Raw genomic sequence first — 12329 nt, forward strand, 5'->3', positions numbered from 1 at the left:
GATGCTCCTGTTCAGGCCGCGGAGGAAGCGGGCGACGGCGTGGACTTCACCCGCGTGTTGCGCAGGAAGAAGAAAAGGGTGGGGACGAGGTAGCAGGCCCAGGCGATGACCTCGGCGACGCTGGGCTGGGGCGTGATGTTCAACATGCCCGACAGCAGGGTGCCGTACCAGGAGTCGGCGGGGATGACGCCGCTGATGTCGAAGGCGTACGTGCTCAGGCCGGGCAGGATGTTGGCCTCCTGCAGGTCGTGCACGCCGTACTTGAAGATGCCCGCGGCCACGAGGATCAGCAGCAGTCCCGTCCAGGTGAAGAACTTGGTGAGGTTGATCTTCACGGCGCTGCGGTAGAGGCCCCAGCCGATGAGTACGGAGGTGAGCAGCCCCAGGCTGATGCCGATGAGCGGCTTCGGCGTGGTGACGGCGCCCTGCACGGAGGCGAAGAACAGGATCGCCGTCTCCAGCCCCTCGCGGGCGACGGCGAGGAACGCCATCACGACCACCGCGATCGAGCCGAGCTCCAGCGCTTCGGAGAGCTTGCCCCGCAGCTCGCCGGAGAGCGCGCGGGCCGCCCGCCGCATCCAGAAGATCATCCAGGTGACGAACACGACGGCGAGCAGCGAGGTGATCGCGTCGAACAGCTCCTGCCCGGTGTGTCCCAGATTGGCGGCGGTGAACGTCAGCAGTGCCCCGAACCCCACGGACAGCGCGACGGCCGCGCCGACTCCCGTCCACACTTGCGGGAGCTTGTCCTTGCGGTCACTTTTGACCAGGAAGGCGACCAGGACTGAGACGACGAGTGCCGCCTCGAGACCTTCGCGCAGTCCGATGAGGTAACTGGCGAGCACCGTCACTCCCGTTTGCTGAGGTTTTGCTTGGCATTCCCTGAGGAAAGGCTTACCTAAATTAGGGCAGGCGAAGCATACCTAGCGCAAGAGCTGGAAGCGACAGTGTGCGGCGAGTCACGTTCGCAGGTGGAAGGTGATCACCCCTTCGTCGCGCCCGCGGTGAGACCGCCGACCAGGTGACGTTCCGCGACGGCGTAGAACCCGAGCGCGGGCACCATGGCCAGGACGAGATAGGCCAGGATGCGGGCGGTGTCGGAGGCGTACTGGCCCTGGAACTGCTGGATGCCCAGCGGCAGCGTCCAGCTCGACTCCTCGTTGAAGACCACGAGCGGCAGCATGAAGTTGTTCCAGCTCCCCACGATGGCCAGCACCGAGACGGTGGCGATGGCGGGCCTGGCCATCGGCAGCAGGATCCGCCAGAAGAAGCCGAACGGGCTGCAGCCGTCGATGATGGCCGCCTCCTCGATCTCGCCCGGGATGCCGCGGAAGAAGCCGCGCAGAATGATGATCGTCAGCGGCAGCCCGAAGGCCGCCTGCGTCAGGATCACGCCGAGCGGGTTGCCCAGCAGCCCGAACGTGCGCAGCAGCACGAAGATCGGCAGGATGGCCACCGCGAACGGGAACATCAGTCCGGCCGTGAACAGCGTGAAGAACAGCTCCCTGCCGCGGAAGGCGAACCTGGCGAAGACGAACCCCGCCAGCGCCGACACCCCGACGGTCAGCACGGTCGTCACGACCGCGATGAACGTGCTGTTCCACAGCTGCAGCCAGAACGAGCCGGAGCCGATCACGTCGGTGTAGTTGTCCGTCGCCCAGGTGCTGGGCAGGCCGAACGGGTTGGTGGACAGCTCGCTGGTGGACTTGAAGCCGCCGATCAGCGCGTACAGCACCGGGATCATGATGAACAGGCCGACGACCCACGCGATCAGGTGCAGCGGCAGGGTGTTGCGCCGCGGCGAGGACTTCTTGCGATGGATCATCGGCGCTCTCCCATCGAGGTGGTCGCGCCCTCCAGGTCGCGGCGCAGCACGAACCGCTGGTAGACGAGGGCGAAGACGAGGCTGAGCGCGAACATCACGACGCTGATCGCGCTGGCGTAGCCGACCTGGGAGCGCTTGAAGCCCCAGTCCATCATCGTGACGGCCATCGTCTCGGACGAGTGCGACGGCCCGCCCTGGGTGAGGATCCACACCAGGTCGAAGAGCTGGATCGTGTAGATGACGGACAGGAAGACGCTGATCCGGATCGTCGGCCCGAGCAGCGGCAGCGTGATGTGCCGGAACGTCTTCCAGCTCGTGGCCCCGTCGATCTGGGCGGCCTCGATGAGCTCGTTCGGGATGGCCTGCCGTCCGGCGAGATAGATCATCATGTGGAAGCCGAAATATTTCCACGTCATGACCAGGAAGAGCGACGGCATCACGGTGTCGGGGTCGGCCAGCCACTCCGAGTCGAGCCCGAACACCGACAGGACCTGGTTCGCCATGCCCGACTCGGGCGAGAGGATCATCGAGAACAGCACGCCGGTGATGACCTCGGAGAGCACGTACGGCGCGAAGAACACCACCCGGTACAGCGCCCGCCCGCGGATGCGCTGGTTCAGCAGCATCGCGATGGCCAGCGAGAACGGGAGCTGCACGCAGACCGACAGCAGCACGAGGACCAGCAGGTGCCACAGGTCCTGGCCGAAAATTTCGGTGCCTAAGAGCCTGGTGAAGTTGTCGAGCCCGATGAAGTTGGTCGGCAGGCCGCCGAAACCGTTCCACCTGAACAGGCTCGCGTAGAACGCCACGAGGATGGGTGCGACGACCAGCAGGAGGAAGAGGACCAGGGCGGGCAGCAGGAACAGGGCGATGGTCACCCAGCGGCCGCGCCGCCTGGCGGCAGGGGCGGGGGCCGGACGCGTGACCGCCTCCGGCCCCTTGACGAGGGTCGTCATCCTTCGCTCTTGGCCACTTCGGTGATGGCCTTGCCGACTTCCTCCGGCGTCTTCGTACCGGCGATGAGCTCGGCCACGCTGTCGTTGACCTGCTGGCCGACGGCGGGCGGGTAGGCCTGGTCGAGGTAGAGCTGGTAGCCGCCGGCCGCGGCCAGCGCGGTCGCCACCTGCTTGAGGTTGGGGTCCGTGACCGCGCTCTCCTCGCCCTTGAGCACCGGCAGCACGCCGCCGGCCGCCACGGCCTTGGAGTGGTTGTCCATCTCGGTCATGAACTTCACGAACTGCACGGCCTCCGCGGGGGCGTCCGCGCCCACGGCCAGGCCGCCGCCACCGCCGAACGCGTCGGAGATCGAGCCCTTGCCGCCCTCGACGGCGGGGAAGGGGAAGAAGCCCAGGTCGTCGCCGAGGCCCTTGCCGGCGTCCTTCTGTACGGCGGGCGCCCACTGGCCCATCAGCTCCATGGCGGCCTTGCCGTTCGCCACGGTGGCCGCCTGGCCGTCCGGGGTGCCGTACCCCGCGCCGAGGAAGCCCTTCTGGAACGGCTGCAGGTCCGCCAGCGCCTTGACCTGCTGTCCGGCGGCCACGAAGTCGGGCTTGGTGAAGTCGTGGTCGACGGCCGCCTGCTTGAGCGCGTCGAGGCCGGCGATGCGCATCGCGAGGTAGGCCCAGTAGTAGTGGCCCGGCCACTTCTCCTTGCCGGCCAGGGCGATCGGGGTGACGCCCGCCGTCTTGAGCTTCTTGACGTCCTCGAGGAACGCCGACCACGTGGCGGGCGGCTGCGTGATGCCGGCCTTGGCGAAGAGTTTCTTGTTGTACCAGAAGCCGACCAGGCCGATGTCGGTCGGGAGCCCGTACGTCTTGCCGTCGATCTGGTACGCGCTCAGCGCGGCCGGCGTGAAGCTGGGCAGGACGTCGGCGACGTCGGAGGAGATGTCCTTGACCAGCCCGGCGTCGATCTGCTGCTTGAGCACGCCGCCGCCCCACGTGGCGAACAGGTCGGGGGCCTTGCCGGACTGCGTGATCGTGGTCAGCTTGGCCTTGTACGCGTCGTTCTCCAGAACGGTCGCCTTGATGGTGACGTTGGGATGCTTGGCCTCGAAGTCCTTGGCCCGCTGCGCCCAGAGGGACTTGAGCGGCTCCGCGGTCGACAGGTGCCACCATTCAAGAGTGACCTTGGCGGCCGAGCCGCCCTGCTGGGGGGCCGCGCTGCTGCCCCCACCGCCCCCACCCCCGCAGCCGGTTATGAGCACTGCGGTCGCGATCAACACCAGACTGCGTTTCATCAGGGGTCCTTCCCTCAGACTGGCTCGGCCTGCCGTACGGACCCCCTGCACGTGATACGCGGGACTCAGCGTGACTCATGGGGCATAGCGCGGCGCACCGGGCGAAAGTTTCGTTACCTCCCCGATAGTTTCGCTTTCTGGATCGTAGGTAAACGCTGCGTAAAGCGTCAACACCTCGATTGGGAGCGATCCCAAACCGAAACTTTCGGATACACTCCCGAACGTGTCAGCGAAGCGGCGGGTGACGATCGCACTGATCGCGGAAGAGGCAGGGGTCTCCATTCCGACGGTGTCCAAGGTCATCAACGGACGTCCAGAGGTCGCTCCGGCGACCCGCCATCGAGTCGAACGACTCCTGCAGGAACACGGCTACCAGCGGCGCATCAGCCAGGACGACACCCCGGCCGGCCTGGTCGACCTGGTCTTCGCCGAGATCGAGTCGCCGTGGGCCATGGAGATCGTGCGCGGCGCGGAGGGCGCGGCCCACGAGGCCGGGGCCAGCGTGGTCATCTCCGTCCTGCACACCCATGCCGGACCGGGCCGCGACTGGCTCGAACGCCTGGCCGCCCGCCGTACCGACGGCGTGGTCATCGTCGCCTCGCGCCTGTCCACCGGCATCCAGGCCCAGCTCAGCGCGCGCTCGCTCCCGTTCGCGGTGGTCGACCCGGAGGGCGAGCCCGCACCCGGCGTCGTCTCGGTCGGGGCCACCAACTGGAACGGCGGCCTGGCCGCGACCCGCCACCTGCTCGAACTCGGCCACCGGCGCATCGGCATGATCAGCGGCCCCACGGACATGCTGTGCAGCCAGGCCCGCGTGGACGGCTACCGCGCGGCCCTGGAGACGGCCGGGGTGCCGATCGAGCCGGAGCTGATCCGCCGCGGCACGTTCCTGGTGGAGTCGGGCCACGACGAGGGCCACGCGCTGCTCTCCCTGGACGCGCCCCCGACGGCGATCTTCGCCGGGAGCGACCTGATGGCCTTCGGCGTGTTCGAGGCGGCCCGCCAGCGCGGCCTTCGCGTCCCCGAGGACCTGAGCGTGGTGGGCTTCGACGACCTGCCCCTGTCCAAGTCCGCCTGGCCACCCCTGACCACGGTACGCCAGCCGCTGCAGGAGATGGCCGCCCTCGCCACCCGCACGGTCCTGGCCATGGGCCGCGGTGAGGTCCCGGAGACCAAGCGGGTCGAACTGGCAACAGAACTCATCGTCCGAGACAGCACAGCCCGCCACGAGTAGGCATCCGGGTAGGTGGGCCAGGCTCGCCCACCCGTGACCCGATTGCTGGTCTGGCCTGCTGGAGCCCACCCAGAACCCCGCTCGCCAAAGGCCCCACCCATGGGTCGGTTGATACCCCTGAAAGGCGAGACGCCAGTAGACACCCCCAAGTTCGGGCCAGAGCCAGTAACTCAGCGTGCGACAGGAGCTGGTTTCGGGAAAGATCAGTGCGCCACCCATCGAAACGGGTGCGCATCTCAGCTTCTATAAGGCCGAAATGTCCGGATAGAGCTCCAGAGCAGCGCGCATTTGTGCGAACGTGGCACGATCGAAGCCAAGGTGCGAGTACCGGCGCTGATCCATTCGCCCAGTCGGACATGAGAGTGTCAGGCCGCGACGATCGCTGATTCCGGGGCGGGAGGAGAACATCGTTCGGAACTCTTTTGGCCGACGGTGATAACGCGTCGCGCGTCTGATTTATTAGACATCTACGCGAATTGCACGGTTAACCGAGGACACCCTGCCTGGTAAACCAACAGTGGTAACGGTTACAGTAAAGTCGGCATAGTGGGGCATTGCCGCCGGACTGTGCTACCTCGAGGGAACCATGAACGCATACGGTGACCAGGACAAGGCCTGGTTCCACAGCCAGTTCATGTCTTTGTCGACCAGGAAGACCGGCTTCGAATGGCAGGCGTTCGTCAACGATCTCATGCATTCGGTGCACCCCGGTGAATTCGTGGCGGTCGATCCGGGCGGACGGGGTGACAAGGGGTGCGACGGCTGGGTGGGCGGGCTCATGCTGGCCTGCTACGGGGCGACGAACCCGAATCAGAGATATGTGACGAAGAAGGTCGAGAGTGATTTCACCACAGCCCTGAAATACTGGGGTGACAGCATGGACAGGTGGGCCTTCGTGCACAACAACGCGAACGGGCTCCCCGAGATGGCGGCGCGGGCCGTCATCGAGTTGCGGCGGAGGCAGCGCGGTTCCGTGCGGATCGAGGTGTGGCCGCCCCAGGTCCTGTGGAATTACTGCGTGTTCCTGCCGCGCGAACACCTTGCGACGATCATCGGTTATCCGCCGTCCGAGCATCCGGCGGGGATGTCGTACATTGCCCGCTGCGTGGAATCCCTGGCCAGAACTCGGCTGCAGCCCGGTCTGGATCCGGTGCCGGAGGTCGCCTTCGGCAAGATCGAGCACAATGGTTTCGGCCCCGAGGTGACCGAGTTGATCAAGCGTTTTCAGATTCACACCGGCCATGTACGCTATTACTTCAGGTTCGCCTCTCCAGGGGAGCAGGCACAGGTGTCCGAAAACCTGCAGGCCCGTTTCGCCGGTCACCGTGCCCGCTACGAATCCTCCGACGCCGTCTTTCACGCGCTCTGCGACGATCTCATCGCGGAGGCGTTCGGCAAGGAGGGCTTTCCGGACGCGACCCAGCAGCGCAGCGCCGCGCTCATGGTCGTCACTCACTTCTTCGAGAACTGCGAGATTTTCAAGGCTCCGGAGGCGCGAGGCCATGCTGCTTCCTTCTAAGTCCATCCCGGCCGACCAGGCCCTCCTGGCAGTGGGCGCCCAGATACTGGTCCAGCTCGAACGGCCTGGCAGTGTCAGCGCGGTCTGGGAACGGCTGCAAGAGTGGAGGACAGAGCGCGGCATGAGATCCGCGCTGCCGTTCTGGTGGTTCTCATTGGCCCTCGACGTCCTCTACACGATCGATGTCGTCGAGCAGCGCGACGGAGAGCTGGTGAGGAAGAGCCGTGCTGTATGAGCTCAAGGGCCATCTGCCCGGGTTCAAGGGTGCGCGCTTCGGAGACGGCTTGAACGTCGTCATCGCCCAGAGGAGTGAGACGCCCGGTGCCGCCGCCGAGGGGAGCGGGCGCGTCATGGGCAAGACGGACTTCGTACGGGTGCTGGACTTCCTTCTGGGATCCGATGTCCGTGCCGGAAACCCGCTGCGCCGCGCGGATTCGGCAGAGGCGGAGTTCGGCCTCACTCTCGATCTCTTCGGCCAGCCCCGGACGATCGTCCGCGGCGTCCAGAACCTGCTGACGGCCCAGGTGAACGGGGCAAGCATGAGGATGCCGAAGTTCCGCGCCTACCTCGGCAAGGCGCTGTTCGGGCTCACCGGCTCGGGCAACGAACCGACCTTCCGCACGGTGGCGGCCTATTACCTCAGGGACGTCGGCGTCGACGGATTCGCCTCTCCGACGGAGACATATCGCAAGCAGCGCGGACTCGACACGCGGCTGGCGCTCGCCTATCTCTTCGCGTTGGACGTCGATCTGGTGGCGAAAGTGGGGGAGGTGAGGGAGACCGACAGGAGCCTTCGCGAGTTACGCAAGGCCGCCAAAGAGACGGTCATGGGCATGACCCTGGGCCGGGGCAACGACCTCGACGCGCGCATCCGGACCCTGCAGATCCAGCGCGAGGCGCTCGCCGGTGAGATCGCCGAGTTCCGCGTGGTGGAGCGCTATGCCCAGCACCGGGAGCGGGTCGACGAGCTCAGCAGGCGGATCCGCGAGATCAACGATCATCTGGTGGTCGTCGAGCGCAAGGTCAAGGACATCGAGCAGGCGATCTCCGAGGACGAGGGGGGCTTCTCCGACCGCGCCTATCTCCAGCAGGTCTTCGAGCAGCTCAACGTCGTGCTTCCCGACCTGGTGACCCGCCGCTTCGAGGAGGTGGAGGCCTTCCACCGATCGGTCGTGGCCAATCGGCGCCGCTATCTGGAGGCGGAGCGCGTACGGCTGGTGCGGGACACCTCTCAGGAGCGCGAGAAGCTGGCCGCGCTTGACCGCGAACGTGCCGAGCTGATGCGGTTGCTGGCGGCGGGCGGCGCGTTCGAGACGTACAGCGAGTTGCAGCGGGAGCTCTCCGTCGTCGACGGCCGGATCGCCGAGCTGGTCGAACGCCGCGCCATCGTCGACCGGTGGGTGAACACCAGCCGGCATCTGCAGCTTCACTCAGCCGAACTCGAACTGCAGGTCAACGCCGACCTGCACGATCGGCGCGATCACCTTGCGACCATCTCCCGGCGCTACGCCTCGTACGCGTACCAGCTCTACGGCGACAAGCGTCCGGCGGCGCTGACCATCGAGGCCAAGCGGTCCGGGTACAAGTTCGTCCCCACCATCGGCGGGGAGTCCGACCATGAGGTTCGCGGCATGACCTTGTTCTGCTTCGACCTCTGCATGGCGGTGACGGCGAAGCGGGCAGGCCACGGCCCGGACTTCCTCGTGCACGACGGCCATCTCTTCGATCATGCGGATGCCCACAGGGTCGCCGGCGCGCTGCGACTCGCCTCGGAAGTATGCCGGCAGGAGGGCATGCAGTACGTGACGACCATCGACGCCGACCGGCTCGACGCCGTGCTCCGGGAGCGCCCGGATCTGGACTACCACCTGTGCATGGAGATGCCCGACGAGACGTAGGCCGATCTCCTCGGGATTCCGCTACTGGCTGATCAGCCGCAGGTAAGCCTCGGTGGTCACGATCGGTATGCCATGGATCCGCGCCCTGCGGGCCTTCTGGGAGAGGGTGTCCGGGTCGGCGGCGACCAGCAGCCTGACCTGCCTGGTGACCCGGGGATACGGGACGTGTCCCGCCACGCGGGCACGTTCCTCCAGGACCTCCCGCCTGACTTCCGTCTCGCCGGTGAAGGCGATCAGGTCACCTGGATTCAGCTGAAACCTGGTGAACGACTGCGGCCTCTGCCCGTCCGCCTGTGCCAGGGCCTGCTCAGTGGCGTCGTCGGGCAGCCCGAGAAGGCCGGCGACGCGCGTGAGCTCGTCCCGTTGAGCGTCGTCCACGGTGCCCTCGGCCAGCGCGGCGCGGACGAGCCCGGCCAGGTAGTCGCGGTGCAACTGCTCGACGTCGCTCCTGCTCAAACCTACTGCCGAGGCGAACCCGATGAGGGCGTCGGCCTCTGTCGGAGAGACATGGCGGTCCAGGAGCACCTGGTCGAGCAGGGCGAGGTAGGAATCGGCCGCGGCGGGCTCGGGCACGCGCGGCAGTCTGTCCAGGATCCGGGCCAGGAAATGGGTGTCGCGTTCGGCGGAGACGCCCCGCCGCACCATCGGCAGCCCTGAGTCGGGGAGATCGGGCCAGCCTGCAGATGAGGGGGCGTTGAGCCGGTCGCTCCAGGGCACCTGTGCTCTGGCGAGGGTGATGTAGTGGCGAAGGAGGCCGGCGGCGGCCCGCGCGTCGACGAGCGCGTCGTGATGTCCGTCCAGCGGGACCTCGGCGAGTGCGCAGCACCCGGCGAGATTGCGCGGCGCCCCGGGTAAGAAGTGCGGCGCCCATGCCATGGTGCACACCCCCGCCTCCGGCGCGAGCGGGACATCCACGCCGAGCCGCCTGAACTCGTCGACCAGGAAGAGAAGGTCGAAAGGCAGGTTGTGGGCGACGACGACCCGGTCTCGAAGGAGGGCCGCGACGGTCCCGGCGATCTCCGCGAAGGGCGGCGCGTGACGTACGTCGGCGGCGATGATGCGGTGGATCCGCTGCGGTCCCAGATCACGCCCAGGGTTGACGAGCGTCCCCCACTCGCGGGTGACCTCGCCGGACGCGTCCAGGTGCACGATGCCCAGCTCGATGATCCGGTCATGCCAGGTAGGTCGCAGCCCGGTCGTCTCGGTGTCGATGACCGCGTAGCCGTGAGGAGCCGTCGCCATCGGCCCGCCTTCCCTCTGATGGCTTTCGGTCGGGATATGCCCCCTTCCAAGGGTGGCGACTCCACCGGCCGAGCGCGCCGCCGTACCGCGGCGGTCCTCGCCCTGGGCCTGGTCACGTCCGGCGACCGGCCCCTGCCCGACGACGACCAGGTATGTCACCTCATGACATTGGTCCCTCGCCGTCAGGCTTGGCGGGCGTAGGACGCGAGGTGGTCGGCGAGCGCGATGACGCGGTCGCGCAGTTCGTCGGGACGCTCGATGACGAACGGCCGGTTGAGTGCGGCGAGTGCCGGAGGCAACCAGTCGAGCCGCTCCACCCGTAGCTCGACGCGCAGCCAGCGCTCGCTCGCCCGGTCCTGGCCGGCCGCGGGCTCGTGCTCCTCCAGGCTCGCGACGCTGGCGGGAAGGTGGGCGCGAATCTGCTCAACCGTCCCGTGGATCCGCAAGGTCACCTCATGCCGGTACTCAGCCGTGGCGAACCCTGACAACACGCGCTGTGCCGGATCCGGACCCGCGGGCGCGTCGAATGAGCCGGGCAGGGCCCTCGCGTCCGCGATGCGATCGAGCCGGAAGGTTCGGTCCTCGCCGATCCGGGCGTCGTTGCCGGTGACGTACCACCGGCCCGAATGGGCGACGATCCCGTACGCGTGCAGCGTGCGTTCGCTGAGCCGCCCGTCGCGGTCGGTGTATCGGATCGAGACCGGTCGGCGGTGGCGTACCGCGTCGGCGATGGTGAGCAGGACCCCGGCGTCCGGGGCGGCGAACTCACCGGGCTGGTCCGTGAAGGCGAGAGACTCCAGGAGTGTGTCGAGCCGGCGGGCGATGTGCCTGGGCAGCACCCGCCGGATCTTGGCCGATGCCGTCTCACTCGCCGTGTGCTGCGTCGTCATCAACCCTGCCCGGCGGCCGGCGACCAGGCCGAGCAGCACGGCCAGCGCCTCGTCGTCGCTGAGCATGAGCGGCGGCAGGCGGTACCCGGGAGCGAGCCGGTACCCGCCGTAGCGGCCGCGCACCGACTCCACGGGCACGTCGAGATCGATCAGCTGGTCCACATACCGCCGCACGGTACGTCCTTCGACGCCGAGCCGGTCGGCGAGTTCGGCCACGGTCCGGATGCCGCCCGACTGCAGCAGCTCCAGGAGTGTCAGCACGCGCCCGGTGGGTCGAGGCATGTTCGCAGCCTATGCGAATACAGGACCGATTCTGTCCAGTATTTCTCCTAGTCTGCGAAGCGCACGACTTCAGCACAGCCAAGGAGCTCCCCATGAACTTCGTCTCGATCCGGATCATCACCAGCGACGTCGCGCGCCTCGTCGAGTTCTATGAACGAGCCACAGGGGTGCGTGCGATGTGGGCCACCGAGGACTTCGCCGAACTCAAGACCCCCAAGGCCACCCTCGCGATCGCCGGCACCCGCACCGTCCCGCTGTTCGCCCCGGGCTCTGCCCGCCCGGCGGACAACCACAGCGTGATCACCGAGTTCCTCGTCGACGACGTGGATCGCGTTCACCAGAACCTGACCGGCTTCGTGACCGACTTCGTCAACGAGCCCACCACGATGCCCTGGGGCAACCGGTCGCTGCTGTTCCGCGACCCCGACGGCAACCTCGTCAACTTCTTCACCCCCGTCACCCCGGCGGCTGTCGAGAAGTTCGCAGGTTGACGCCACGCACCGCCGAGCACGAACGCCGCCGATCACCGTGACTCGGGTCAGCCCCACGCCGGGTCGGCGCTCCGCGACACAAGGCGCATGGGAGCATAACCAGGGAGTTATCGAGGGGATTGATCGCTCAAGGCGGTGACCAGCCGGGCGACCAGCGCGCGCGTCTCCTCGAAGGAGGCGTCGCTCAGGGCAGGACTGCCGAGCAGCGAGCGCATCACCCCCATGCCGAGCAGCAGCGCGCCCACCATCTCGGCCCGCAGGGCGGGGTTCTCGCCGCCCATCCGCTCGGCGAAGTCGGGCAGGTAGCCCTCGCAGATCTGCGTACGCAACTGGTCGCGGATGGCCGGGCGTCCCGCGGAGCGCAGCATCACCAGGAGCGGGTGCTCGCCGGCGAACTGCTCCCAGTCGGCGAAGACGACATCGTGCAGCAGCGTGTCGGTGATGTGGGTGAGCGGACGCGCCGGATCGTCGGTGAGGCCGGCCGGGATCTCCACGCGTACGGCCTCCTCGTGGAGTTGCTCCTTCGAGCCGAAGTAGCGGAAGACCAGAGCCGGATCGACGCCCACGTCGGCCGCGATTTCACGTACGCCGGTGCCGTCGTAGCCCTGACGGGCGAAGCGCAGGCGGGCGGCGTCGAGCAGCTTGGCGCGGGTGGCGGCTTTGTCGCGGCGTTTCGGCTGGTCCATGCAAATCATCCTAAGTCATCGTA

At 67.4% G+C, this 12329-nt stretch carries 12 protein-coding genes; 5 read left to right on the forward strand and 7 right to left on the reverse strand.

Annotation, left to right across the window (positions count from 1 at the left end):
• Nucleotides 1-11: 11 nt before the first annotated feature.
• The 4 genes from efeU to AB0L65_RS13895 form a co-directional block, all read right to left on the reverse strand.
• Complete coding sequence (efeU, locus tag AB0L65_RS13880) at nt 12-845, reverse strand: iron uptake transporter permease EfeU (protein ID WP_364244441.1); 834 nt, start codon at nt 843-845, stop codon at nt 12-14.
• 137 nt (nt 846-982) lie between these two features.
• Nucleotides 983-1825, reverse strand: a complete 843-nt coding sequence (locus tag AB0L65_RS13885; RefSeq protein WP_364244444.1) for a carbohydrate ABC transporter permease — start codon at nt 1823-1825, stop codon at nt 983-985.
• Nucleotides 1822-2781 (reverse strand): sugar ABC transporter permease, encoded by a 960-nt coding sequence (locus AB0L65_RS13890; protein ID WP_364244447.1) that lies wholly within the window; start codon nt 2779-2781, stop codon nt 1822-1824. The genes AB0L65_RS13885 and AB0L65_RS13890 overlap by 4 nt, the downstream gene beginning before the upstream one ends.
• A complete protein-coding gene (locus tag AB0L65_RS13895; protein ID WP_364244449.1) occupies nt 2778-4064 on the reverse strand; it encodes an extracellular solute-binding protein in 1287 nt (428 codons plus the stop codon). Before AB0L65_RS13895 ends, AB0L65_RS13890 begins: the two co-directional genes overlap by 4 nt.
• A 223-nt stretch (nt 4065-4287) precedes the next feature.
• Here AB0L65_RS13895 and AB0L65_RS13900 point away from each other — a divergent pair, with 223 nt between their 5' ends.
• The 4 genes from AB0L65_RS13900 (at nt 4288) to AB0L65_RS13915 (ending at nt 8715) form a co-directional block, all read left to right on the forward strand.
• Nucleotides 4288-5298: a LacI family DNA-binding transcriptional regulator gene (locus AB0L65_RS13900; protein WP_364244451.1), complete on the forward strand. Its 1011-nt coding sequence runs from the start codon at nt 4288-4290 to the stop codon at nt 5296-5298.
• Between the two features lie 586 nt (nt 5299-5884).
• Nucleotides 5885-6817 (forward strand): ABC-three component system protein, encoded by a 933-nt coding sequence (locus AB0L65_RS13905; RefSeq protein ID WP_364244453.1) that lies wholly within the window; start codon nt 5885-5887, stop codon nt 6815-6817.
• Entirely contained in the window at nt 6801-7052 is a 252-nt protein-coding gene (locus AB0L65_RS13910; RefSeq protein ID WP_364244456.1) for an ABC-three component system middle component 6, read from the forward strand. The genes AB0L65_RS13905 and AB0L65_RS13910 overlap by 17 nt, the downstream gene beginning before the upstream one ends.
• Entirely contained in the window at nt 7042-8715 is a 1674-nt protein-coding gene (locus AB0L65_RS13915; protein WP_364244459.1) for an ABC-three component system protein, read from the forward strand. The genes AB0L65_RS13910 and AB0L65_RS13915 overlap by 11 nt, the downstream gene beginning before the upstream one ends.
• 21 nt (nt 8716-8736) lie before the next feature.
• Here AB0L65_RS13915 and AB0L65_RS13920 read toward each other — a convergent pair whose 3' ends face one another.
• Nucleotides 8737-9957, reverse strand: coding sequence for an exonuclease domain-containing protein (locus AB0L65_RS13920; RefSeq protein ID WP_364244462.1), 1221 nt, complete (start codon nt 9955-9957; stop codon nt 8737-8739).
• Nucleotides 9958-10139: 182 nt separating this feature from the next.
• Nucleotides 10140-11129, reverse strand: a complete 990-nt coding sequence (locus AB0L65_RS13925; RefSeq protein WP_364244465.1) for a YafY family protein — start codon at nt 11127-11129, stop codon at nt 10140-10142.
• 92 nt (nt 11130-11221) lie between these two features.
• Between AB0L65_RS13925 and AB0L65_RS13930 the strand changes: the two genes are divergently transcribed.
• On the forward strand, nt 11222-11620 hold the full coding sequence (locus AB0L65_RS13930) for a VOC family protein (protein ID WP_364244468.1): 399 nt from the start codon (nt 11222-11224) through the stop codon (nt 11618-11620).
• A gap of 107 nt (nt 11621-11727) precedes the next feature.
• Here AB0L65_RS13930 and AB0L65_RS13935 read toward each other — a convergent pair whose 3' ends face one another.
• Nucleotides 11728-12306: a TetR family transcriptional regulator gene (locus AB0L65_RS13935; protein WP_364244471.1), complete on the reverse strand. Its 579-nt coding sequence runs from the start codon at nt 12304-12306 to the stop codon at nt 11728-11730.
• Nucleotides 12307-12329 lie beyond the last annotated feature (23 nt).

Origin of the sequence: Nonomuraea sp. NPDC052116, assembly GCF_040680035.1 — a bacterium.
GTDB classification, from domain to species: Bacteria; Actinomycetota; Actinomycetes; order Streptosporangiales; family Streptosporangiaceae; genus Nonomuraea; species Nonomuraea angiospora_A.